At 69.9% G+C, this 24346-nt stretch carries 18 protein-coding genes; 13 read left to right on the top strand and 5 right to left on the bottom strand.

The genetic code is table 11. The features are described from left to right. Positions 1 to 50: 50 nt before the first annotated feature. From OG782_RS29650 to OG782_RS29635, 4 genes are read left to right on the top strand one after another with little or no spacing between them, the layout of a single operon-like run. Positions 51 to 1313: an ABC transporter substrate-binding protein gene (locus OG782_RS29650; protein WP_406456124.1), complete on the top strand. Its 1263-nt coding sequence runs from the start codon at positions 51 to 53 to the stop codon at positions 1311 to 1313. A gap of 11 nt (positions 1314 to 1324) precedes the next feature. Then, the gene (locus tag OG782_RS29645) at positions 1325 to 2296 is read left to right on the top strand and encodes a carbohydrate ABC transporter permease (protein ID WP_406456122.1); all 972 of its coding nucleotides are present in this window, start codon (positions 1325 to 1327) and stop codon (positions 2294 to 2296) included. A 5-nt stretch (positions 2297 to 2301) separates the two neighbouring features. Next, positions 2302 to 3159 carry a carbohydrate ABC transporter permease gene (locus OG782_RS29640; RefSeq protein WP_406456120.1) on the top strand — a complete coding sequence of 286 codons (858 nt, stop codon included), beginning with the start codon at positions 2302 to 2304 and terminating at the stop codon, positions 3157 to 3159. Between the two features lie 19 nt (positions 3160 to 3178). Continuing rightward, positions 3179 to 4558 (top strand): GH1 family beta-glucosidase, encoded by a 1380-nt coding sequence (locus tag OG782_RS29635; protein ID WP_406456118.1) that lies wholly within the window; start codon positions 3179 to 3181, stop codon positions 4556 to 4558. Between the two features lie 131 nt (positions 4559 to 4689). On the opposite strand, the gene OG782_RS29630 is transcribed toward OG782_RS29635, so the two are convergent. After that, a complete protein-coding gene (locus OG782_RS29630) occupies positions 4690 to 5007 on the bottom strand; it encodes a hypothetical protein (RefSeq protein WP_406456116.1) in 318 nt (105 codons plus the stop codon). Positions 5008 to 5410: 403 nt separating this feature from the next. On the opposite strand from OG782_RS29630, the gene OG782_RS29625 reads away from it, so the two are divergent. Both OG782_RS29625 and OG782_RS29620 read left to right on the top strand, forming a co-directional pair. Beyond that, positions 5411 to 6262, top strand: coding sequence for an FG-GAP repeat domain-containing protein (locus OG782_RS29625; protein WP_406456114.1), 852 nt, complete (start codon positions 5411 to 5413; stop codon positions 6260 to 6262). A 142-nt stretch (positions 6263 to 6404) separates the two neighbouring features. Next, on the top strand, positions 6405 to 7316 hold the full coding sequence (locus OG782_RS29620; protein WP_406456112.1) for an FG-GAP repeat domain-containing protein: 912 nt from the start codon (positions 6405 to 6407) through the stop codon (positions 7314 to 7316). Positions 7317 to 7404: 88 nt separating this feature from the next. Here the strand turns inward: OG782_RS29620 and acnA are convergent, their stop codons facing one another. Both acnA and OG782_RS29610 read right to left on the bottom strand, forming a co-directional pair. Continuing rightward, entirely contained in the window at positions 7405 to 10119 is a 2715-nt protein-coding gene (acnA, locus tag OG782_RS29615; protein ID WP_406456110.1) for an aconitate hydratase AcnA, read from the bottom strand. 321 nt (positions 10120 to 10440) lie between these two features. Beyond that, a complete protein-coding gene (locus tag OG782_RS29610) occupies positions 10441 to 11088 on the bottom strand; it encodes an MOSC domain-containing protein (protein ID WP_406456108.1) in 648 nt (215 codons plus the stop codon). 244 nt (positions 11089 to 11332) lie between these two features. Here OG782_RS29610 and OG782_RS29605 point away from each other — a divergent pair, with 244 nt between their 5' ends. Next, entirely contained in the window at positions 11333 to 12862 is a 1530-nt protein-coding gene (locus tag OG782_RS29605; RefSeq protein WP_406456106.1) for a helix-turn-helix domain-containing protein, read from the top strand. Positions 12863 to 13395: 533 nt separating this feature from the next. Here OG782_RS29605 and OG782_RS29600 read toward each other — a convergent pair. Continuing rightward, complete coding sequence (locus OG782_RS29600) at positions 13396 to 16869, bottom strand: phosphodiester glycosidase family protein (protein WP_406456104.1); 3474 nt, start codon at positions 16867 to 16869, stop codon at positions 13396 to 13398. 488 nt (positions 16870 to 17357) lie between these two features. Continuing rightward, positions 17358 to 18611 (bottom strand): alpha/beta hydrolase family protein, encoded by a 1254-nt coding sequence (locus OG782_RS29595; RefSeq protein WP_406456102.1) that lies wholly within the window; start codon positions 18609 to 18611, stop codon positions 17358 to 17360. Positions 18612 to 18957: 346 nt separating this feature from the next. On the opposite strand from OG782_RS29595, the gene OG782_RS29590 reads away from it, so the two are divergent. The 6 genes from OG782_RS29590 to OG782_RS29565 all read left to right on the top strand — a co-directional run bounded on the left by OG782_RS29590 (position 18958) and on the right by OG782_RS29565 (position 24164). Beyond that, a complete protein-coding gene (locus OG782_RS29590; RefSeq protein ID WP_406456100.1) occupies positions 18958 to 19350 on the top strand; it encodes a hypothetical protein in 393 nt (130 codons plus the stop codon). Continuing rightward, a complete protein-coding gene (locus OG782_RS29585) occupies positions 19347 to 19547 on the top strand; it encodes a hypothetical protein (protein WP_406459479.1) in 201 nt (66 codons plus the stop codon). Before OG782_RS29590 ends, OG782_RS29585 begins: the two co-directional genes overlap by 4 nt. A gap of 48 nt (positions 19548 to 19595) precedes the next feature. Next, entirely contained in the window at positions 19596 to 19979 is a 384-nt protein-coding gene (locus tag OG782_RS29580) for a hypothetical protein (RefSeq protein WP_406456098.1), read from the top strand. 217 nt (positions 19980 to 20196) lie between these two features. Further along, entirely contained in the window at positions 20197 to 22677 is a 2481-nt protein-coding gene (locus tag OG782_RS29575; RefSeq protein ID WP_406456096.1) for an ATP-binding protein, read from the top strand. After that, entirely contained in the window at positions 22674 to 23375 is a 702-nt protein-coding gene (locus OG782_RS29570) for a response regulator (protein ID WP_406456094.1), read from the top strand. The genes OG782_RS29575 and OG782_RS29570 overlap by 4 nt, the downstream gene beginning before the upstream one ends. A gap of 36 nt (positions 23376 to 23411) precedes the next feature. Next, positions 23412 to 24164, top strand: coding sequence for a DUF4118 domain-containing protein (locus tag OG782_RS29565; protein ID WP_406456092.1), 753 nt, complete (start codon positions 23412 to 23414; stop codon positions 24162 to 24164). The last annotated feature ends 182 nt before the right edge of the window (positions 24165 to 24346 follow it).

The raw sequence follows: 24346 nt of genomic DNA, 5'->3' as shown, positions 1-24346 counted from the left end.
GACACAGTGGTCCCCCGGGGCCGGCACCCCTCTCACGCAAGGGCACCATCGTGACAGCACCTTCTCCGGACGGCGTGCGCCAGCCGCGCCGTCGTCGCCACCGGCGGGTCATCGTCCCGCTCACCGTCGTCTCCGCGCTGGCCGGCGGCGTCGCCCTGTCCGGCTGCGGTCAGCAGCGGGACCCGGATGTGTACACCGTCATGAACTCGTCGACCGACGAGTCCTACCACCGCTGGGACGCCCAGACGCTGGCCCGGTGCAGCAAGACGCTCGGGGTGAGGATCGAGCAGCAGAGCGTCCCGGCCTCGCAGGTGATGACGAAGGCCCTGCGGATGGCGTCCTCGAAGTCGCTGCCCGACGTGCTCCAGCTGGACGCCTCGGAGATGCCGACGTTCGCCGAGGCGGGCGGGCTGATCCCGCTGAAGGACCTCGGTCTGACGACGAAGGACATCCCCGAGGGGATCGTCGACTTCGGCTCGTACCAGGGGAAGTACTACGGGGCGGCGCGCACCGTGAACACCCTGGCGATGTTCTACAACAAGGACACCCTCGACAAGGCCGGTCTGAAGGTGCCCACCACCTGGGCCGAGATGCGGGCGACCGCGAAGAAGCTCACCCAGGGCAAGCGGTACGGTCTGGCGCTCAGCGCGGGCGGCGCGGAGGACGGCGTCTTCCAGTTCACCCCGTTCATGTGGTCCAACGGCGGCGACGAGACGAAGCTCGACAGCCCACAGGTGGCCGGGGCGCTGGACTACTGGAAGGACCTCCTCAAGGACGGCTCCCTTTCCAAGTCCACGGTCAACTGGACGCAGGCGGATGTGAACGACCAGTTCATGGCCGGCAACGCCGCCATGATGATCAACGGCCCGTGGCAGGTCGAGACCCTCAACTCGAAGAAGGGGCTGAACTGGGGCATCGCCCAGATCCCGGTCCCGAAGGCGGGCGACGACTCCGTGGGTCCGCTGGGCGGCGGGGTGCTGACCGTGCCGAACACCGGTGACAGCGAGCGGGAGAAGGTGTCCGCCAGGATCATCGGCTGCATGGCGGGCGAGCAGGAGCAGATCACCTACGCCCTCAACAGCTGGATGGTCCCGGCCAACGAGAAGGCCGCCGCCGTGTGGCGCACCAAGGTGCCGGAGCTGAGCGCCCTCGCCGACCAGGTCGCCACGGCCCGTTCGCGTACCGCCAAGCTCGGCGCGCAGTGGTCGTCCGTGTCGCTGGCCCTGCAGAGCGCCTTCCAGTCCGCGCTCACCGGTGAGTCCAGCGAGGCCGCTCTGAAGCGTGCCCAGCAGCAGGTCACGAGCGGGAACTGAGGTAACGAGCCATGTCATCCACCACAGCCTCGGCCGCCGCGCTGCCGGCCGGACCGAAGGCCCCCGCATCCGCCGCGCCGACGAAGCCGGTGAACCCCCGGAGCGCCAAGCGGCGCAGGACGCTCGCCCAGTGGGGGTTCATCGCCCCCGCCGTGATCTTCATGGCGCTGTTCTTCGGCTACCCGCTCGTCCGCAACATCGTGATGAGCTTCCAGGACTACTCGCCGTCCACCTTCTTCACCGGCAAGGCGCCGTTCAACGGCACCGACAACTGGAGCAAGGTCTTCAACGACGGGCTGTTCGGCAAGGCCCTGTGGCAGACGGTCCTCTTCACGGTCGGATCGCTCATCGGCCAGTTCTGCATCGGCCTGGGCCTCGCCGTCTTCTTCACCCGGCGCTTCCCGCTGAACGGGATCCTGCGCTCGCTGATCCTGCTGCCGTGGCTGATCCCGATGGTCGTCTCCGGCGTCGTGTGGCGGCGCATCTTCGACCAGGACACCGGTGTCCTCAATTCCTTCCTGGGCACCGTCGGCCTCCCCGGCGACACCCCGTGGCTGACGAGCACCGGCATGGCGCTCATCTCGGTGATCCTGGTGAACATCTGGATCGGCATCCCGTTCAACATGGTGATCCTCTACGGCGGCCTCCAGGAGGTCCCCAAGGAGCTGCACGAGGCCGCCTCGCTCGACGGCGCGTCCGCCTGGCGTACGTTCCGCTCGGTCACCCTGCCCATGCTCAAGCCCGTCATCACCGTGGTGCTGGTGCTCGGCTTCATGTCGACGGTCAAGATCCTCGACCTGGTCCTCGCCCTCACCGACGGCGGACCGGCCGACTCCACCCAGACGCTCGGCACGCTCACGTACCAGAACTCCTTCGTCCAGATGGACTTCGGGGCCGGTGCCGTGGTCGGCAACATCCTGATCCTGATCTCCGCCGTCTTCGCGGTGTTCTACCTGCGCGTCAACCGCAACGAGGGGAAGTGACCGGCATGGCGACCACCACCCAGACCCCCGCCGCCCCGGCTCCCGCCACCGTCCACCGGCCGAAGCGCCGCTGGGGCGCGACCGTGTTCGGCGTCGCCGTCCTCGCGGTGATGCTGTTCCCGCTGTACTGGATGATCAACACCGCGCTCCAGCCGGACGCGAGCCTGGTCGATGTCGGCCCGGTTCCGACGGGCCTGGACTTCTCCGGCTTCACCTCCGCCCTCAGCGAGCAGGGCGGCAACCTGCTGACCTCGCTGGCCGTGGCGCTCGGCGCCGTGGCCATCTGCCTGGCGATCTCCGCGCCGGCGGCGTACGGCCTGGCGCAGTTCAAGCTGCGCGGCAGCAGGACGATCGTCTTCGGCACGCTGATCACCCAGATGGTGCCGGGCATCGTCATCGCGAACGCCCTGTACAGCGCGTACGTGGACCTCGGCCTGGTAAACTCCTACTTCGGCCTGATGCTGGCGGACGCCTCGCTCGGCATCCCCTTCGCGATCGTGCTGATGCGCTCGTTCATGGTGTCCATCCCGCGCGAGGTCATCGAGGCCGCCGAGGTCGACGGCGCCGGACGCTTCCGTACGTTCGTGCAGGTCGTGCTGCCGATGAGCCGCAACTCCCTGATCACCGCGGGGCTGTTCTCGTTCCTGTACGCGTGGAGCGACTTCATGTTCGCGCTGACGCTGAACACCACGGACGACGTCAAGCCGATCACCCTGGGCATCTACCAGTACATCGGCGCCCACGTCGGCGACTGGGGCTCGGTCATGGCCGCGTCCGTGCTGTCCGCGATCCCCGCGGCGGTCCTGCTCGTCCTCTCGCAGAAGTACATCGCCGCCGGGATCACCGGCGGCTCGGTCAAGTAGGTCGAAGGGTTGCGTTTCCATGAGTGAGTTCCCTGTGTTCCCGCCCGGCTTCGTGTTCGGCGCGGCCACGGCCTCGTACCAGATCGAGGGCGCCGCGCAGGAGGACGGGCGCGGTCCGTCGATCTGGGACACCTACAGTCACACGCCCGGGAAGACCGACGGCGGGGACACCGGTGACGTGGCCTGCGACCACTACCACCGCCACCCCGAGGACGTGGCGCTGCTGCGCGGCCTGGGTGTGGACTCGTACCGCTTCTCGATCGCCTGGTCCCGCATCCAGGCCGAGGGCAGCGGGGCGGTCAACCCCAAGGGCCTGGACTTCTACTCCCGGCTCGTCGACTCGCTCCTGGAGGCGGGCATCGAGCCGGCCGCCACGCTCTACCACTGGGACCTGCCCCAGGCGCTGGAGGACAAGGGCGGCTGGCGGGTACGCGAGACCGCTGAGCGCTTCGGGGAGTACGCGGCGATCATGGCGGAGCACCTGGGCGACCGGGTGCCGCGCTGGATCACGCTCAACGAACCGTGGTGCAGCGCCTTCCTCGGCTACTCGGTCGGCCGGCATGCACCGGGCGCGAAGGAGGGGCGCGGCGCCCTGGCCGCCGCTCACCACCTGCTCGTCGGCCACGGCCACGCGATGACCGCGCTGCGCGCGGCAGGGGTCCGCGAGGCGGGCATCACGCTCAACCTGGACCGCAACGTCCCGGCCACCGAGTCCGACGCCGACCTCGCCGCCGTCGTCCGCGCGGACACCCAGCACAACCTGGTGTGGACCGAGCCGATCCTGGCGGGCCGCTACCCGGTCACCGAGCAGGAGACCTGGGGCGAGCTCATCACCGCCCAGGACTTCCGGCGCGAGGGCGACCTGGAGCTGATCTCCCAGCCGATGGACTTCCTGGGCATCAACTACTACCGCCCCATCGTGATCGCCTCCGCCCCGCACCGCGAGGCCGATCCGGCGCTGCGGGTCGCCACCGACAACCGCTACAGCGAGGGCGAGTACCGGGGCGTCCGCAAGACGGCGATGGGCTGGCCCGTCGTGCCCGAGTCCTTCACCGATCTGCTGACCGCGCTGAAGCAGACGTACGGGGACGCGCTGCCGCCGGTGCACATCACGGAGAACGGCTCGGCGGAGTTCGACACGGTGGACGCCGACGGCGCGGTGCACGACACGGACCGCGTCGACTACCTCCGCACCCATCTGACCGCGCTGCGGGCGGCGATGGACGCGGGCGTGGACGTGCGCGGCTACTACGTGTGGTCGCTGCTGGACAACTTCGAGTGGGCGCTCGGGTACGCGAAGCGGTTCGGGATCATCCGGGTCGACTACGACACCCAGGAGCGCACCCCGAAGGACAGCTACCGCTGGTACCAGGAACTGATCGCGGCCCACCGGAAGTAGTCCGGCCCGTTCCGCCGCCCGCCCCCGTCCGCCGTGCTGCGGACGGGGGCGGTGCGTTGAGCGCACCGGCCCTCAGCGCGCCCGGTCCGCCGCCCTGCGGACGGGGGGTGGCCTCTTCGCGTGGCCCCTCTTCAGCGCGCCGGGTCCGCCGCCGGGTCCGCCAGGACGCCGCGGACCACCCGGGCCGCCACGCCCCGCGCCGCGTCATGGTGGCGCAGGGGGCGGCCGTCACCTGGCTCCTGCCGGCGCTCCTCGTCGACGGGGCCGGCATGGGACCGGCCCCGGCCCCGCTCATGACCACGGTGCCGGCCGGGATCGCCCCGCGCCACGCCGGAGTGGCGGCGGCGCTCACCACCGCGCAGCAGGTGGGCGGGGCGCCGGGAGTGGGCGCGGTCGGCATCGTCTACTACGGCAGCCTGGCCGACGGGGTCCCGACCGCGTTCCGGCACGGTGCGGTTCCACTGGGAGATGGCGGAGGTCGCGACGGGCACGGCCGTATCCGTGGGCTTCGGCCTTCCCGTGCTCGACGCGGCCGGCCTCATCGTCGGCGACCACCCGTTCATCGACCGGTGAAACGGACTCCGGACGGCGCCGGCGCGCGGGGCGATGGGTGCGTTGCGATGGGTGCGGGGCCGTTGCCTGGGCCCGGGAGGCGGCCGGCTCCGCACCCCTGTCCTGACCTCGCCGGACGCCGCAACACCCGCATACCGGGGCGAAGATGTCGCGGTGGCATCATTTCGCCAAACCCTTGGACACGTGAGGGACTCGTGAAAGGATCACCCTCAATTCCGTGGCGTGTCCCCGTATCCCGCGGCGCGTCACGCCCGGTCCCACCACCCATGGAGAACACACGTGGCCAAGACTTCTGGCCGTCGGCCCGGACGGGCTGCCGCCCGTCTCGCCGCTGCCGCGATAACCGCGGCCCTGGTCGGCACCGGCGCTTCCGCCTTCGCGGCCGAGCCGGGCGACGCGCCCATGTTCGGCATCGCCGGCCTCGACAGCACCGGCACCTCGTACTACTACACCCCGTCCGGCGACGGCGGCCTCGAGAAGCGTGTCCAGCTCGACACCGGCTGGAAGGACGTCAAGTTCCTCGGCCGGGTGGACAACAACGCCGACAACGTGGCGGACGGCCGCTGGCAGCTCAACACCAAGGGCGACATCTACTACTACGCCAACGACAACTCCGCGGCGAAGAAGGCCGGCTACGGCTGGGGCTCCTACAACAAGCTGGTCTCCCCCGGCACCCTCGGCGGCGCCGAGGCCGGTGACCTCCTCGCCCGTGACACCAAGGGCGACCTGTACCTCTACCTGGGGTACGGCGACGGATCGGTCACCAAGCGCATCAAGGTCGGTTACGGCTGGGACATCTACACCCAGATCGCCGGAAACGGTGACCTGAGCGGCGACGGCAGGAACGACGTCGTCGCCCGCGACAAGGCCGGCGTCCTGTGGCTCTACAAGGGCACCGGCAACCAGAAGGCCCCGCTCGCCAAGCGCACCAAGATCGGCAGCGGCTGGAACACGTACAACAACGTGTTCGCCCCGGGCGACATCGACCTGGACGGCATCGCGGACCTGGTCGGCCGGAACGCCGCGGGCGAGCTCTACCTGTACCGGGGCACCGGCAACGCCGCCACCCCGTACAAGGCCAAGGCGATCATCGGCACTTCGGGCTGGAACACCTACCGTCTGCTGTTCTGAGCAGATGTGATGGATTTGCGAACAGAGTCGTGACACGACGGTGAAGATTTTACGACCGGAGTCGTGAAACGATTCGGCTGCATCCGTGGCCCGCCGTCAACTCGCGGCGGGCCACGACCCATCACAATCCATGGAGTGATTCGTGGCCAAAACCTCTGGCCGTCAGTACGGACGCACAGCAGCACGCGCAGCAGCCGCGGCGCTCACCGCCGCCCTCGTCGCCACCGGCACCGCCGCCGTGGCCTCCGACGCCCCGCAGCCGTCGCTCGGCGCGGCAGCCGACCAGCCTTCGGCGGCACCCGCCGCCGCAGCCGCGGCGGTCACCCCCAGCTTCGCGCTGTACGGCGTCAACTCCACAGGTACCGCGTACGCGTACGCGCCCAACGGCAAGGGCGGGCTCACCGCCCGCGACGTCTACGGCTCCGGCTGGACCGGCGTCTCCTTCATGGCCCAGGTGGACAACCAGGGCGATGGACAGAGCGACGGCCTGTGGTTCCGTGAGTCCAACGGTGACATGGGCTACCTGAAGTTCGACTCGTCGTCGGTCAAGATCGGCTACGGCTGGAACACGTACAACAAGATCGTCTCGCCGGGCAACATCGGCGGAGCCGCGGCCGGCGACCTGCTCGCCCGCGACACCAAGGGTGACCTCTACGTCTACCTCGGCTACGGCACCGGCAAGGTGACGGGCCGCATCAAGGTCGGCTACGGCTGGAACATCTACAGCGAGATCGCCGGCAACGGCGACCTGAACGGCGACGGCAAGAACGACATCGTCGCCCGCGACAAGTCCGGCGTCCTGTACCTGTACAAGGGCACCGGCAACCAGAAGGCCCCGTTCTCGGCGCGCACCAAGATCGGCAGCGGCTGGAACACGTACAACAAGCTGGTCTCGACCGGCGACCTCGACCTCGACGGCCGCACCGACCTCGTCGCCCGCGACTCGGCCGGTGCGCTGTACCTCTACAAGGGCACCGGCAACGCCGCCGCCCCGTACAAGGCCAAGGTGAAGATCGGCACGAGCGGCTGGAACAGCTACAAGTTCCTGTTCTGATCCGTGCGGTAGTTCCTTGTAGGACATCAGAGAGGGCCGCATCCCCGTCACCGGGGATGCGGCCCTCTCGCCGTACTGCCGCTGCTGACTACTTGCGGATCAGGCTGCGGAGCACGTACTGCAGGATGCCGCCGTTGCGGTAGTAGTCCGCCTCACCGGGGGTGTCGATGCGGACGACGCCGTCGAACTCCACACCGGTGTCGGTGGTGACCTTGACGGTGCGCGGGGTGGTGCCGTTGTTCAGCTCGGTCACACCGGTGAAGGAGAAGGTCTCCTCGCCGGTCAGGCCCAGGGACTCGGCGGTCTGGCCCTCCGGGAACTGGAGCGGGAGGACGCCCATGCCGATGAGGTTCGAGCGGTGGATGCGCTCGTAGGACTCGGCGATGACGGCCTTGACGCCCAGGAGCGCGGTGCCCTTGGCCGCCCAGTCGCGGGACGAGCCGGAGCCGTACTCCTTGCCCGCCAGGATGACGAGCGGGGTGCCGGCGGCCTGGTAGTTCTGCGAGGCGTCGTAGATGAACGACACCGGAGCGTCCGCCTGGGTGAAGTCGCGGGTGAAGCCGCCCTCGGTGCCCGGCGCGATCTGGTTGCGCAGGCGGATGTTGGCGAACGTGCCGCGGATCATGACCTCGTGGTTACCACGGCGCGAGCCGTAGGAGTTGAAGTCACGGCGCTCGATGCCGTGCTCCGTGAGGTACTTGCCGGCCGGGGTGTCGGCCTTGATCGCACCGGCCGGGGAGATGTGGTCGGTGGTGACCGAGTCGCCCAGCTTCGCGAGGACGCGGGCGCCGTTGATGTCGGAGACCGGGGTGGTCTCCATCGTCATGCCCTCGAAGTAAGGGGGCTTACGGACGTAGGTGGACTCGGCGTCCCACTCGAAGGTGTTGCCGGTGGGGATCGAGAGCGCCTGCCACTGGGCGTCGCCCGCGAAGACGTCCTGGTAGGACTTGTTGAACATGTCCTCGCCGATGGAGTTGGCGACGACGTCGTTCACCTCGGCCTCGGACGGCCAGATGTCGGCGAGGAAGACCGGCTTGCCGTCCTGGTCGACGCCCAGGGCGTCCTTGGTGATGTCGACCTTCATCGAACCGGCGATGGCGTACGCGACGACCAGCGGCGGGGACGCCAGGTAGTTCATCTTGACGTCGGGGTTGATCCGGCCCTCGAAGTTACGGTTGCCGGAGAGCACCGAGGTCACGGCCAGGTCGTGCTCGTTGACCGCCTTGGAGACCTCTTCCGGCAGCGGGCCGGAGTTGCCGATGCAGGTGGTGCAGCCGTAGCCGACGAGGTTGAAGCCGACCTTGTCGAGGTACGGGGTCAGGCCCGCCTTGTCGAAGTAGTCGGTGACGACCTTCGAGCCCGGGGCGAGGGTGGTCTTGACCCACGGCTTGCGGGTCAGGCCCTTCTCCACGGCCTTCTTCGCCACGAGCGCCGCGGCGACCATGACGTACGGGTTCGAGGTGTTGGTGCAGGAGGTGATCGCGGCGACGGTGACGGCGCCGTGGTCCAGCTCGTACGTGGTGCCGTCGGGGGCGGTCACGGTGACCGGGTTGGACGGGACGCCGTTGTGGGTGGCCGGCGAGTCGGAGGCCGGGAAGGACTCCTTGCCCGCCTCCTCGTCGTCGGAGACGTAGTTGCGCACGTCCTGGGCGAACTGCGCCTTGGCGTTCGCGAGGATGATGCGGTCCTGCGGGCGCTTCGGGCCGGCGATGGAGGGGACGACCGTGGAGAGGTCGAGCTCCAGCTTCTCGGAGAAGTCCGGCTCGGCGGCCGGGTCGAGCCAGAGGCCCTGCTCCTTGGCGTACGCCTCGACGAGCGCGACCTGCTGCGCGTCGCGGCCGGTCAGACGCAGGTACTTCAGCGTCTCGTCGTCGATCGGGAAGATCGCGGCGGTGGAGCCGAACTCCGGCGACATGTTGCCGATGGTGGCGCGGTTCGCGAGGGAGGTGGCGGCGACGCCCTCACCGTAGAACTCGACGAACTTGCCGACGACGCCGTGCTTGCGGAGCATCTCGGTGATGGTCAGCACGAGGTCGGTGGCGGTGGTGCCGGCCGGGAGCTCGCCGGTCAGCTTGAAGCCGACGACGCGCGGGATGAGCATGGAGACCGGCTGGCCGAGCATCGCGGCCTCGGCCTCGATGCCGCCGACGCCCCAGCCCAGCACGCCCAGGCCGTTGACCATGGTGGTGTGCGAGTCGGTGCCGACGAGGGTGTCGGGGTACGCCTGGCCACCCCGGACCATGACCGTGCGGGCCAGGTGCTCGATGTTGACCTGGTGGACGATGCCGGTGCCCGGGGGGACGACCTTGAACTCGTCGAAGGCGGTCTGGCCCCAGCGCAGGAACTGGTAGCGCTCCTTGTTACGGCCGTACTCCAGCTCGACGTTCTGCGCGAACGCGTCGTTGGTGCCGAACTTGTCGGCGATGACGGAGTGGTCGATGACCAGCTCGGCCGGCGCGAGGGGGTTGATCTTCGTGGCGTCGCCGCCGAGCTCCTTGACGGCCTCACGCATGGTGGCGAGGTCCACGACACACGGCACACCGGTGAAGTCCTGCATGATCACGCGGGCCGGCGTGAACTGGATCTCCTGGCTGGGCTGGGCCTGGGAGTCCCAGCCGCCGAGCGCACGGATGTGGTCGGCGGTGATGTTCGCGCCGTCCTCCGTGCGGAGCAGGTTCTCCAGCAGCACCTTCAGGCTGTAAGGGAGGCGCGCGGAGCCCTCGACCTTGTCCAGCTTGAAGATCTCGTACGACTCGTCGCCCACGCGCAGCGTGCTGCGGGCGTCGAAGCTGTTCGCCGACACGACAGTCTCCTTCATCAATGTGCGCGTAACTCCGCGCCGCGCCTCACTACGGCGGGCGCCGCGTGGTGCCGCCTTCGACCACCCGGCCGTCCGCTAAAGTAAGGCTTAGTTAGGTAACCCTTACCGCGCGGCGGCCCGCTGTGCGCCTCCGGCATATATCTCGATGTCGAGATAACTCTAGTACATCGCCGGGGAAGGGTCATGTCCGGGCGCCCCGCGCCGCCCCGCACCACCCCACTGCGCCGCCCGGGCCGGGCACCGCGGGGGAATTCCCGCCCGGCCTGTCCGGCCCCGGGCGGGTCGGGACTGCCGTGTCCATCCCTACGTGGTCCGCCGCCGGACGGCCTCCTTGGTCTCCTCCGGCAGCACGTCGGCGGCCAGCAGGCGCGGCAGCAGTTCGGGGTTCAGGGTCATGGCCCTGAACTGGAGCGCGACGGTCACGTCATGATCGGGCCGGTACACGATCTCGACCGGGTCGCCGGCGCGGATGTCGCCGGGTTCGATCACGCGCAGATACGCCCCCGGCCGTGCGGCCTGCGTGAAGCGCCTGATCCAGCCGTCGCGCTCCAGCCAGCCCTGGAACGTCCCGCAGGGAATCCTCGCGCACGAGACCTCCAGAACGACGTCCGGCCCGATCCGCCAGCGCTCGCCGATCAGGGCGCCGTTGACGTCCAGCCCCAGGGTCGTGAGGTTCTCCCCGAAGGCACCTCCCGCGAGCGGCCTGCCCAGTTCGCCCTCCCAGCCGTCGAGGTCCTCGCGGGCATAGGCGTAGACAGCCTGGTCGGTCCCGCCGTGATGCTTCACGTCGTAGACCCGGTCACCGGCGAGACCCACCGCGCCGGTGCCCTTGGGACCGGGGGCGGTCACCGCGACCGGGCCGTCGACGGGACGCTTGTCGATTCCTGTCGCGTGCAGCCCCTTCCAGGGGTTGGTGCGAGGACGGCCGATATTGACGGAGAGCACCTTCATGTACGCGGACCCTACGAGGCACCTCGCGCCCTGGCGAGGCGATTTCCCTTCGCCGGCACGGGAGGCGGGCGGGGCCCGTGACGCCGACGGCCGCACACCACGTGCCGAACGGACGCGGAGGCGGGACCCTTGATTCCGGGCAGCGGTTCCGGGCGGCGCACCTGCTCGCTCTCCGCACGTGACCCTCACCCGAACAGCGCACCCCCACACAGGTCCCATCTCATATCTGAGATAGCCTTTCGGTATGTCAGATGACTACCTCGTACGTATCGGCAAGCTCATCCGTGACGCCCGTCAGCACCGGGGCTGGACACAGAGTCAGCTCGCCGAGGCGCTCGCCACCAGCCAGAGCGCCGTGAACCGCATCGAGCGCGGCAACCAAAACATCAGCCTTGAGATGATTGCCCGCATCGGTGAAGCACTCGACAGCGAAATCGTCTCGCTCGGCTACGCCGGTCCGATGCACCTGCGGGTGGTCGGCGGACGCCGGCTCTCCGGGGCCATCGATGTCAAGACCAGCAAGAACGCGTGCGTGGCACTGCTCTGCGCCTCCCTCCTCAACAAGGGCCGTACGGTGCTGCGCCGGGTGGCCCGGATCGAGGAGGTCTACCGTCTCCTCGAGGTGCTGAACTCCATCGGTGTCCGCGCCCGGTGGATCAATGACGGCACCGATCTGGAGATCGTCCCGCCGGCCCGGCTCGACATGGACGCCATCGACGCGGACGCCGCCCGCCGCACCCGGTCGATCATCATGTTCCTCGGTCCGCTGCTGCACCGGATGGACCGGTTCAAGCTGCCGTACGCGGGTGGCTGCGACCTCGGCACGCGGACCATCGAGCCGCACATGATCGCGCTGCGCCGCTTCGGTCTGGAGATCGCCGCGACCGAGGGCATCTACCACGCCCAGGTCGACCACTCCGTCACCCCCGGCCGCCCCATCGTGCTGACCGAGCGCGGCGACACCGTGACCGAGAACGCGCTGCTGGCCGCCGCCCGGCACGACGGCACCACCGTCATCCGCAACGCGTCCTCCAACTACATGGTCCAGGACCTCTGCTTCTTCCTGGAGGCCCTGGGCGTACGGGTGGACGGCGTCGGAACGACGACGCTGACGGTGCACGGCGTGCCGACCATCGACGTGGACGTCGACTACTCCCCCTCCGAGGACCCGGTCGAGGCGATGAGCCTGCTCGCCGCCGCCGTCGTCACGGAGTCGGAGCTGACGATCCGCCGGGTACCGATCGAGTTCCTGGAGATCGAGCTCGCGGTCCTGGAGGAGATGGGCGTCGACTGCGACCGCACGGCGGAGTACGCGGCCGACAACGGGCGCACCCGGCTGATCGACCTGACGGTGCGGCCCTCCAAACTGGAGGCGCCGATCGACAAGATCCACCCGATGCCGTTCCCGGGCCTGAACATCGACAACGTGCCGTTCTTCGCGGCCATCGCCGCCTCGGCCCACGGCCAGACCCTCATCCACGACTGGGTCTACGACAACCGCGCCATCTACCTCACCGACCTCAACCGCCTCGGCGGCCGCCTCCAGCTCCTGGACCCGCACCGGGTCCTGGTCGAGGGCCCGACCCGGTGGCGCGCGGCCGAGATGATGTGCCCGCCCGCACTGCGGCCGGCGGTGGTGGTGCTGCTCGCGATGATGGCGGCCGAGGGCACCTCCGTACTGCGCAACGTGTATGTGATCAACCGCGGTTACGAGGAGCTCGCGGAGCGGCTGAACTCGGTGGGTGCGCAGATCGAGATCTTCCGCGACATCTGAAATCCTGTAGAAGAGGCATCGTCACACCCCTTCTGACCTGCACAGGTATGAGGTGGGCGGGGGTGTGACGGACACTGCGGGACTTCCCCGGGACTTCCCCGGGACTTCGAACCAGGAGCGGCGGCTTCCGGACACCGCTGTCTTCATGTGAGTCGTCGCAAGCACGCCACTGCCAAGCGGTCGTCGCAGTGACGTTCACGGGCGCGGCTTGGCTTGGTTGGGCGAGGGGCCGACAGGGGCCCCCGCCGGGCGTCCGGATGAGGCTCCCGGAGATGACGGCTGGGGCTGCAGTGGGTTCGGGGTCTCAAGGCGCCACCGCCGCCTTCGCGGCCGTCGCAGCCCTCGCAGCCTGAAGGCGGTCGGGCGGCGAGGGTGGCCGGTCGCCCGCACCGCGGGCGCCACGTGGCCGGGTTCGAGATCCGGGACGGGATCGCCGACGGGAACGACCGTCCGCGGCTGTTCGTCCAGGCAGGAGCGTGCCGAGGGGATCCTCGGCACGCTCGTGCCTGCCGTCGGCACGTTGGCGGCAGGGGTCAGGCGGTCAGCCGGACAGTCGCGGAGTCGGTCAGGCCGCCCGAGGTCACGGTGATGGTGACCGTCCCGGAACGTACGGCGATCAGGCGGGCGGACGTCAGATCAAGCACGGCCTGCGTGTGGGGGCTTCGCTTGGCCTTCTGTATCTGGGACGCGGAGCCGGCGACCACGAGTCCGGGCCCGCCGCCCCAGGTGACGCTGGCCGGGTATCGCAACGGGAAGGTGAGGCCGAACTCGCTGGTGGCGCCTGTCGCGGAGACTGACACGGTGGAGCCCACCCTGACCTGGGCGGGGGCCGTCAGGGTGATCCCGTCGATCAGCGGCCGGGTTTCGGCCCGGAGCCAGTCACGGGTCTCGGGGCTGGGCTGTCCGGCCTTGATCCGGGCGGGGCGCGGGTCGACGCCGACGTTCATCCAGCCGAAGAACCCGCCCTGGTCGGGCGAGCTGTACGGCGTCTTGCCCACGGCCGGAGTGGTGACGTCGAGCACGCCGTCCGCGCGGGTGACCGACGCGGTGTGGGCGTGGCCGGTGAACAGGGCGATCGGCTTTCCAGCGGTCTCCCGGAAGTCCGCGAGCCATTTCTTGAAGAGGCCGGCCTCCAGTTGGTCGGCGAGCTGCGAGGCTCCGGCCCCGGACGGGTCGTGCAGCGGGTGGTGGAAGGAGACCACCACGCTGGTGACCGACCGGTCCTTCGTCGCCTTGTCCAACTCGGACTTCAGCAGCGGGACCTGGGCCCAGTCGGACGTGCGCATGTCGCCCGTGTGGGAGTCCAGCAGGATGAAGCGGGTTCCCTTGTGGTCGAAGACCTGCTTGTTCGGGCGGCCGGTCGCGGTCAGGAAGGTGTCGAGCCCTCCGGTGGCCGACAAGCCGGCCTCGTGGTTGCCCGGGCTCCAGTAGACCGGCAGGCCGCTGGGGACGTGATCGCTCAGCAGCTTCTTGGCGAGGTCGAAGTCAGCGGGATTGTTGTTGTCGACGAAGTCGCCGTTGATGAGGACGAAGTCGGGCTTGCTCGCCACGACCTGGCCCAGCGCCTTCGCCGCCTGCCGGGCCGAGAAGGAGTCGAGCCCCGCGGCCGCACTGACATGCAGATCGGACAGGACCGCGAACGTCCACCGGCCGCGCGGAACCCCACCTTGCTCGATCACATAGGGATCCGGCTGCGGTGCCTCGGCGATGTCGGGCTGCTGACCGACCTCGGCGGCGAGCGCGTCGAACTCCAGCCGGCCGGAGTTCTTGTTGGTCTGCGACGTCTCCGCGATGTAGAGACGCAGCAGGGTGATGGGATCCGAGAAGCCGGCGGGCATGTCGCCGACGACCTGGCGCCAGCCCGTCCAGTCCACGGTGGTGGTCAAGGTGAACGGCACGTTGGTGGTGCCCTGCGAGCGCAGCATGGCGCGCAGCCAGTGCTGCCGGCCGTCGCCGTTGACCCACAGCGCGAGCTTCTTGGTCCCGGTGGGCAGCGTGATCGGGGTGGAGGCGACCGCGTATGCCGCGGAGGTGCCGGACTTGCCGGTGAAGTCGTAGGTGAGCCGCAGGGCGTGGTTGTCCGCGGCCGCGCCGGGGCGGTCCGCGGCTGGGGCCATTTCGACGGACGCGGTGCCGTTGGAGGAGAGCGCGGTCCAGGTCTCGCCCGGTTCGAACTCGGCCAGAGAGACGGCGGTCAGACCCACGGTCACGGGAAGTCTCGCCGACACCGTCCCCACCGTGGCCGTGACGGTCGCGGCCTTGCCCTTGGCGTCTGCCCTGCCGGTGATGGTGAGGCTGCCGTCGGACTGGGCCGTGACGCTGACCACGGTCTTGTCGTAGTCGAGGGTCGCGTCGCGTGCCGAGACCGGGGCGTCGAACCCGTCGGCGTCGTACCCGGTGAGGCCGACACTCGCTGTCGCGCCGGAATCGATGGTGACCGCCCGCTGGGTGAAGGCCAACCGGTACAGCTCGCCGACGACGCGCAATTCGCTCTCGCCCTGGGCGGACCCGGAGCGGGCTCGCAGGGTGCCCAGACCCGGCTTCTTGGCGAGGAAGACGCCGTCGCCCGCCTTGCCCAGCGAGCCCGGGTGGGCCGTCCAGGTGACCGGGTGCCTGTCGACCGCCACGGGCGACCACGTCTCGTCGTAGCCGGCGACCGTGACATCCACGGTGAGCCCGGGGACCACGCGGTCGGCCTTGGGGCGCACGTCCAGGCCCCGCAGGGTGCCGGACCCCTTGGCGCCGAACAGGCCGACGCCGTTGGCCACGAGCCGCTCGTTGCCGTCCGATGGGGTGTTGACGACGCTCACCTCGCCGTCGCCCGGCCGTCGGGCGACCATGTCGGTGGAACCGCCGCCGTCGAGCATGACCGCCTCGGTGGCACCGAGGCGCACCATGAGCTCGGCCGTGTCGTTGAAGCCCAGGCCGGGCGAGAAGTTGGCCGATCCGTCGATCGCGACAAGGAGAAGACGGCGTCCGCCGTCCAGCCAGCCGATGACCGTGCGCGGCTTGAGCGCGTTGTCGCTGTCGTTGGGGGGAAAGCTGATCGCCTTGCCGTTGCGGACCAGCACCGCGTTGCTGCCGAGCGCCATGTGCGGCGCCGACGAGCTGTCGGTCTTGGGCTCGAACGCCACGGCGACGGGGTCACCGGGCCGGGCGGTGGCGAGCTGGGCGGCGGCGGCGCCGCGACCGAGGACGACCAGTCCGTTGTCCGGTACGTCCGTGTCGGTCAGCCGGCCGTTGACCGTGGTCACCTTGCCGTCGGCGACGACGAGTTCGGTGTAGGGGCCGGAGCTCTGGATGAGCGTGCGCTTCGCGGAACCCCACAGCGGGGTGAACACGGTTATGCCGTCGGCGGGTACGGCGGCGGAGTTGAGCGCGGCCAGCGGCCGGTTCCTGCCGCTGAGGGTGACCGTGCCGCTGATCAGGAAGTCGGCGAGTCGGGCCACGCGGTCGGCGCCGATCGTGGCGACGGTGGAATGCTGGTTCGTTCCCTTGCGCAGCCGGCCGTTCTGGACCTCCGGCCCGATGGCCGCGTTGGTCACGGCCATCTCGAAGAAGTCGCCGTTGACCGCGGCGACGGAGTGCTGCGTGCCGGCCGCCTGGGAGACCGTCCGTGGTTCGCTCACCTTGTCGGCGACAAGGTCCACGCCGACCGATGAGTCGCCGAGGTCGGCGTTGAGCACGTGCACGCGGGTCCAACCGCTGTGGCCGAAGGTGTTGAAGGTGCTGAGAACGATCCCGGGTGCCACGGGACGGTCCACCCGGTCCACCTCGATGGACTCTCCAGGGACGGTCGTCCGGTATTGCGGGACGGTGAAGTCGAGGGAATGCGACCCTCCCAAAACGGAGGGACCGACGCCGCCCTCCCCGGCATGGCTCGATCCGCTCGCCAGAGCAGGGCTTGGGCTTGCGACTCCGCCGGTCGCGGCGAGCGCGGCGGCGACAGCGCCGACGATGACTCCGCGGCGCGAGAGCCCGACAATGTCGTGATCAAATGCGTTCATGATCGGTGAAAATACGCACTCATATTGACAAACTATTGAACACGAGATTGATCACCGAAGTCTTCGGGACCTCATGCCGGCACACCGCGGATCTCCCCGCCCAGGCGGCACCGGCCCACGGCGCTCCCGCGGCACCCCAGACCAGGGCGATATCCGGCCACATGCCCCGCGCCGCATCCCAGCAGCAGCCGGGCTTGCACCCAGCCGATCCGCGACCAAGCCGTCAGGAGCCAGGCCGCCCACAGACCCGCAACTCGCTGAGGTCCGGGACAAGGACTCCGGGCAGTGCGTCGACAAGGTCGGCCTCGGCTGCACGGATGCCGTGAAGGGGAGGGCACCGCGCCGTTCGGCGCGCGGGCTGGTCCACGAGGTAGTGGATCGCATCGGGCATCGGCCGGTGGCAGTACGCCTCCGGTTGTCCGCCGCGGCCGTACACGCGGTGCTTGACCACTGGGTGCCGCGTACGGCCCTGGGAGCCGCCACCCCCTTCAGCGCACGAACTCGATGTCGGGGTAGCGCGGGGACGGCCCGGACAGCAGGTGGTCGCCCCTTCGGCGCAGGTGAAGGTCGAAGAACGCACGGAGATAGGCGCGTTGGGCGGCGACGGCCCGGTCGGCGTCGATCGTGCCGATGGAGTCCGTGAGGGCGGCGACCACCTGCGGCGGCAACGGGAGCGCCCTTTCCAGTTGTTGTGCCAGCGGGGACATGTCCGTGTAGGTCTGGTGCGCGGAGTCGCGCAGCCGCAGTTCGAGGCGCCAGCCCCGCAGGTGCGACCAGAATCTCGCCCAGGACGGGTCGTTGTGCCGTCCGTGGGTGGAATTGCTCATCAGCAGGAACGGGCGGTCGAGTCCGGTGTCCGCGACGGACCCGTTGATGCTGCCGTCCAGGTCGGCGCCGGCGAGGATGCGGCGGTCCTGCGCCATCGTCCCGGCGGCCGTGTCGCCGCCGATCGAATGGCCGAACATGCCGGTTCTGGACAGATCGAGGGCGCCCCGCAGACCGTGGGGCAACCGGCGGCCCTCGGCGTCGGGGTTCCTCCCGGCGTTGAGGAGTTCCAGTTCGTTCAGCACGAACCGGGTGTCGTCCTGCCGGACCCGCAAGGCAGCCTTCTTGTCCGGATTCCGGCCCAGCTCCAGTCTGCCGCCGGGGAACTCGACGATCGAGGCTTCGTGGGTGTGGTCGATGGTGACCACCAGGTACCCGTGGGCGGCAAGGTCCTCGACCAGCGCGGTGCCCATGGCGCGCATCGTGCTGAGGCCCGGGGAGAAGAGAACCACGGGATGACCGTGGCGGCGTGCCTCCACGGGGGCGTCCTGCCAGGCACGGGTCACCGGGAAGTCGACGTTGGCCAGTGACGTCCGGAGGTCTCGGCCGGTCTCGTGTCGGTAGGTCTCCGTCGCCGCCGGCGGGAGCCAGGGGGCGCGCCGCAAGCCGTGGGTGTTCGCCGCCGGATACCAGAGGCTGACCATCAGTTCGCGTGGCGAAGAGGGTAGAACCCATGGGTCCCGACGCGAACGGTCGATCAGATGCAGCGACGTGGTTCCGATCCGCCACGGACCGGTCGGCTTCGGCAGGGTGAGCTGCACCCGGTCCTTCCGGGGCCCCACCGTCGTCGTCCTGGCCCCGGCCGCCGAAGCGGCGCGGCGAACGCGGCCTTCCGCCTGCGCCATCCCCTCGGTGGTGAACAGAAGTCCCGCCGTCCCCGCCGCGGCGAGCACCGACCGGCGCGTCATATCCCTCATCCGGATACCTCATCTGCTCTGCGCTCGACGACTGGAGGTCTGTCCGCCGAGGCTGGCATCCGGACAGCAACGGCGACAGGTCACGGGCACGTTTTCAGGGGAGGCTCAGGGACTTCCCCGACCTGGCCTCGGGGCTGAAGGAAAGATCGATATCTCCCGCGGGAAACCGGGAAAGGGGCAAGCTCAGGAGCGCTTCTCAGCCCACCGCCCCGCGTGCGGGAACCCGGACTGGCTCAGGGCAGAAGACGCCGCCACCACCAACTCATCCAGCACGCGTCCGCGCTGCTCACCCCAGGCGTCGGCGCGCACACGGCCCGCACGACTTTCCGGCCGCCATAATGGAGTCATGCCGTCCAGCCCGCCAGCATTCCGTCTCCACACCCACAACCTCTCCGGCGCGGACATCGAGGACCTGGCCCTGTACCGGGAGAAATTCCGGCGGCGTCTACCGGAGTCACTGGATGAGTTGCAGGGTCCGGCCCAGGGTGTCGTGGAGCTACCGCTGCACGTGGCCTGGTCCGGGATGACTTCGTACGACATGGGCAAGCCGCGCCAGCGCATGGGCCTGTACCGCACTGGTCTGCACGAGGGCCTCCGCGACGACCTGTCCCGCTACCTCAACCAGGACCTGCTTCTCGATCTGTGGCCTGTGCTGCGCACACTCGTCGGTCGCACCGTGCGCGTCGTATGGGAGGACGCGATCCCCGAGCTCGCCGCCCGCGCCAGGGCAGCCGCGTGACCGACATGCCAGAGCTGCGCAAGCGGCTCCTTGCGGATGTGATCGCGCTCGGCTCCCCGTATCCCCTGGTCCTCACCGGCGGGTATGCCGTGCGGGCGCACCACCTCGTGAACCGGCCCAGCCAGGACCTCGATGTCGCCACCGAGAACCCGGCGGCTCGCCTCCTCGAAGAGACCGGTGATCCGGACATCGGCTGATCCCGTCCGGATGAGACCACATCTGCCCCGGCCGGCGGAACAAGAGCCATGGACCGATCACGCACCACCAGGCAGCGAGCATCGCTCAGCGTTTTTCAACCTCCCGTCGAGGCGTGGCGAGGGACGGGAGCGACCGTCGATGCCGACACCCTCCTGATCGAGGCGAAGCACGAACTCGGCCTCCGCGACGTGGAGATGCGGGTCGCCCGTCGCGAGGTACGCCGGCTGCGCCGCGCTCGCCGGGCCGGCGTGTACCGAAGCGTCGTGCGGAACGCGCAGACGCCGTCCCGCGTCGGCTGTGCGGCGCTCGGCAGCCTGGCCTTCCTCGCGAGCCTCGTGATGCTCGCCGACGGCCTGCCGCAGGCGGCCGACACGCTCAGCGCCGCCGGGACCTTCTGGGCGCTCGCCGTGATGCTGCGGCCGTCCGAGTAGCCCGGCCCAAAGCGCTTACGGTCTCGGCCGGTTCCGAGGCCCCGCACGGCAGACGGCGCAGGCCACGACCGGGCCTCCCGGATCAGGGTCGCGTCAAGGTCGCCGGGCCCGGCCCCTCGGCCGTCGTCCGCCGCCGATGCTGATCAGGAGCACCCGTCGCCGCGGCCGCGCAGGACCGCCCCGCTCCCGGGCGCGTGTGCGGCGCGAGGAGGCGCCCGTGGTGACGGAAACGGAAGTGGGACGGGGAAGGCTCAAGGTCTTCCTCGGAGCGGCCCCCGGCGTCGGCAAGACGTATCGGATGCTCGACGAGGGACACAGCAGGGCGCAGCGGGGCACCGATGTCGTGGCGGCCCTCGTGGAATGTCACGGGCGCCCTCTCACCGAGGAGCGGCTCAGCGGTCTGGAGGTCCTCCCCCGCGCCGCGAGCTCCCATCGAGGCGGTGAGCGCGTCGAGTTGGACCGCGCAGCCGTGCTGCGAAGGCGCCCCCGGGTGGCGCTCATCGACGAGCTCGCTCACTCCAATCCGCCGGGCGCCCGGTATGCCGCGCGCTGGCAGGACGTCGAGCAGCTTCTGGCCGCCGGCATCGACGTCGTCACCACGGTCAGCATTCAGCACCTGGAGTCGCTCAGCGATGTCGTCGAGGGGATCACCGGTGTACCGCAGCGGGAGACCGTCCCCGACGACGTGGTGCGCCGCGCCGATCAGATCGAACTCGTCGACATGCCGGCCGAGGCGCTGCGCCGACGGATGGCGCACGGGAACATCTACGAGGCCGAGAGGATCGACGCCGCGCTGTCCCACTGGTTCCGGCCGGGAAACCTCACCGCACTGCGGGAGCTGGCCCTGCTGTGGCTGGCGGGGCGGGTCGACGAGGCGCTGCAGAAGTACCGCTCGGAACAGGGCATAGACCGTGTCTGGGAGACGCGCGAACGAGTCGTCGTGGCACTGACCGGAGGCGCGGAGGGTGAGACGCTCATCCGGCGTGCGGCCCGGATCGCCGGGCGCAGCGCCGGTGGTGACCTGCTGGCCGTGCACATCGTCCGCAGCAACGGGCTGAGCGGCGGTGCCTCGTCGGCTTCGCTGGCTCGCCAGCGGGCGCTCGTCGAGAGTCTCGGCGGCAGCTACCACTCCGTCGTGGGCGACGAAGTGGCCACCGCGCTCATCGAGTTCGCGCATGCCGAGAACGCCACGCAACTGGTGGTCGGCACCAGCAGACGCCGACGGCTGGAGCGGTTCCTGACCGGTCGCGGTATCGGTGAGACGATCGTCGAACTGTCGCAGGACATCGACGTGCACATGGTCACCCACGAACGCTTCGGCGGAGGCAGACTCCTGCCCTCGCGGCGGCGCACCCTGCCGGCCGTACGGCTCGTCGCGGGACCGGTGTCGGGGCTGGTTCTTCCGGTGGTTCTGACCTTCCTGCTGGCCGGCAGCCGGGGCAGCCTCAACCTGACGAGTGAGGCCCTGCTGTTCCTCGTCGTGGTGGTCGGGGTGGCCTGCCTCGGCGGGGTCGTGTCCGCGCTCGTCGCGTCGGTGACGGCGTCGTTGCTGCTCAACTACTGGTTCATACCGCCGATCGGTGAGTTCACGATCTCCGGGCCCGATAACATCCTCGCGCTTGTGGTGTTCGCGATCGTCGCCGCCACCGTGGCCGCGATCGTCGACCGGTCGCTGCGGCTGTCGCGCCGCGCGGCCCGGGCCACCGCCGAGGCGGAGACGCTGTCGTCGCTGGCGGGATCGATCGTGCGTGGGGACCGGACGGTCCCCGTCCTGCTCGAACGCACGCGGGAGACCTTCTCGATGGTCTCCGTGGAACTGCTCGACCGTCCGGCGACGGACGACGACGCCACCAACGTACCGGTCGGCCCGGACACTCTCCTGGTCCTTCGGGGCCGTACCCTGCCCGCATCCGAGCTGCGTGTCCTGACGGCGTTCGCCGCGCATGTGGCCGCGGCCCTGGAGCGCGCTCGTCTTGTCGAGGCCGCCGCCGAGGTCGAGCCCGTGCGGGCCGCCGACCGGATGCGTACGGCGCTGCTCGCCGCCGTCAGCCACGATCTGCGCACCCCGCTGGCCGCGGGCTGGGCCGCCATCAGCTCGTTGCGCAGCACCGAGGTCGACTTCAGCGACGAGGACCGGGCCGAGCTGCTGTCGACCGCCGAGGAGTCCATGATCCGGCTGAACCGGCTGGTCGACAACCTCCTCGACATGAGCCGGCTCCAGGCGGGAGCTCTCACTCTCCGCCTGCGGCCCACCACGCTCGAGGAGGTGCTCGCGGCCGCTCTGGACTCGCTGCCCTGCGACCCGGCCGGTGTGGCGGTCCGCGTCCCCGACGGTGTGCCGCCCGTCGTGGCGGACCCGCCCCTGCTCGAACGCATCATCGCCAATGTCGTCGGGAACGCCGTCCGGTACGCCCCGCCGGGCAGACCGGTCGTGATCACCGCGAGCGCTCTGGCCGACCAGGTCGAGTTCCGCGTCATCGACCGCGGCCCCGGCCTGCCGGCCGCCGAGCGTGACCGGGCGTTCGTGCCCTTTCAGCGACTGGGCGACACGGACAACACGACCGGGGTCGGGCTCGGCCTCGCTCTCGCGCGGGGCCTGGCCGAAGCCATGGGCGGCACGCTCACGCCGGAGGACACCCCTGGTGGCGGCCTGACCATGATCCTGTCGCTCCCCGCCGCCGCGCAGGAGGTCTCGTGAAGCACGTGCTGGTGGTCGACAACGAGCCCCGCATGCTCGATGTCCTGAGCACCGCGCTGCGGGCCCGTGACTACGCGGTGTCCACTGCGCCGAACGCCGGAACGGCTCTGCACCTCGCCGCACGGCGCCCGCCGGACGTCGTGCTCCTGGACCTGGCCCTGCCCGACCTGGACGGCCTCGACGTCATCCGGTCCCTGCGGGCGTGGAGCTCGGTGCCCGTCATCGTCGTGTCGGGGAGGACCGGAATCGATGACCGTATCGAGGCTCTGGACGCGGGCGCGGACGACTACGTCACCAAACCCTTCGCGGTCGACGAGCTCGCCGCCCGGCTCCGCGCCGTCCTGCGCAGGCCCCACCCGCTGGAAAGCCCCGGACCGGTGGCTCTGGGACCGTACGCCGTCGACCTCGCCGAGCACACCGTCACCCGCAGGCACGATGCGCCTCCCGCGCCGGTGACGGCGGACAGGGTGCACCTGACACCGACCGAGTGGCGGGTCCTGCGCGCACTGCTGCGCGCCCCCGGGCGGCTGGTGACGGGGCAGTCGCTCCTCATCGAGGTCTGGGGCGACGCTCCCCGCAAGAACTCGCACTATCTGCGGGTGTACATGGCCACGCTGCGGCGGAAGCTGGAAGCCGACCCCGCGCATCCGCGGCATTTGATCACCGAACCCGGTCTCGGCTACCGCTTCCGGCGGTGACGGAGCAAGGTGGAAGACAGAGCTCAGGAGGCATTCATGTCCGGTATTCCGCTGCGGGACAAGGCCGCTCTGGCCGCGGCGCTGGTCTGTCCGCTCGCCGTCGCAGGGATCCTGGTGCCGTTTCGCACGCACCTGACCAGCACCAACGGCGCCCTGATCCTCGTCGTGGTCGTCGTGGCGATCGCCGCGGCCGGAAACCGGGCGGCGGGTCTGCTGGCCGCCCTGTCGTCCGCCGTCTGGTTCGACTTCTTCCTCGTCGCGCCCTATCAGCGCTTCGCCATCGACGACAGCGACGACATCCAGACAGCGGTCCTCCTGCTGGTGGTCGGTCTGATCGTCTCGCAGCTGGCGGTCCGCGCCCGACGACTCCAGGTGATCGCCATCACGGACGCCGACCATCTGGCCACCATCCGTGAGACCGCGCAGCTGGCACGGTCCAGCACGTCGCCCGACGCGGTGGTCGAACACGTCCGTGACGAACTGGTGCGGCTGCTCGGACTGCGTGGCTGCCGGTTCGAGTACGGAACGCTGCTGGGGCGCCCGCCGCGGCTGGAGCAGAACGGCGACGTGGTCAGCGGACGGCGGACGTGGGACATCGCCCGCCGCGGATGGCCGCAGGAGGAGATCGAACTGCGCGCGAGCGGCAACGGCCACTACTACGGCAGGTTCATGCTCCTGCCGGCCGCCGGCGCGGCGCCGGCCCCGTTGCAGGCGCGGCTGGTCGCGGTGACCCTGGCCAATCTGACGGGCACCACCCTGGCGACGATCGACGCCAAGGGCCGCGGCTGACCCGTCCGCGGCCGCGTACCCGTTGGCGCCCTGCCTCCTGACCTCCTGCTCCCCTGGTCTCTAGACGCCCCGAGCCCCTTGCCCCCTGCGCCCCTACCACCCTGCCCGCTGCCCGCTGCCCGCTGCCCGCTGCCCGCTGCCCAGCATTGACAGGCGGCTTTCCGCAGGTGGGACCGGATCGC

The organism is Streptomyces sp. NBC_00876 (assembly GCF_045207435.1).
Lineage (GTDB): Bacteria > Actinomycetota > Actinomycetes > Streptomycetales > Streptomycetaceae > Streptomyces.
The sequence above is the reverse complement of the archived record's forward strand: the minus strand, read 5'-3'. Positions and strand labels throughout refer to the sequence as shown.

Coding starts and splice junctions, on each gene's coding strand:
- OG782_RS29645 (WP_406456122.1), top strand. CDS start 1,325: ATGTCATCCACCACAGCCTCGGCCGCCGCGCTGCCGGCCGGACCGAAG.
- OG782_RS29580 (WP_406456098.1), top strand. CDS start 19,596: ATGGACCGATCACGCACCACCAGGCAGCGAGCATCGCTCAGCGTTTTT.
- OG782_RS29590 (WP_406456100.1), top strand. CDS start 18,958: ATGCCGTCCAGCCCGCCAGCATTCCGTCTCCACACCCACAACCTCTCC.
- OG782_RS29595 (WP_406456102.1), bottom strand. CDS start 18,611: ATGAGGGATATGACGCGCCGGTCGGTGCTCGCCGCGGCGGGGACGGCG.
- OG782_RS29640 (WP_406456120.1), top strand. CDS start 2,302: ATGGCGACCACCACCCAGACCCCCGCCGCCCCGGCTCCCGCCACCGTC.
- OG782_RS29565 (WP_406456092.1), top strand. CDS start 23,412: ATGTCCGGTATTCCGCTGCGGGACAAGGCCGCTCTGGCCGCGGCGCTG.
- OG782_RS29600 (WP_406456104.1), bottom strand. CDS start 16,869: ATGAACGCATTTGATCACGACATTGTCGGGCTCTCGCGCCGCGGAGTC.
- OG782_RS29610 (WP_406456108.1), bottom strand. CDS start 11,088: ATGAAGGTGCTCTCCGTCAATATCGGCCGTCCTCGCACCAACCCCTGG.
- OG782_RS29605 (WP_406456106.1), top strand. CDS start 11,333: ATGTCAGATGACTACCTCGTACGTATCGGCAAGCTCATCCGTGACGCC.
- OG782_RS29635 (WP_406456118.1), top strand. CDS start 3,179: ATGAGTGAGTTCCCTGTGTTCCCGCCCGGCTTCGTGTTCGGCGCGGCC.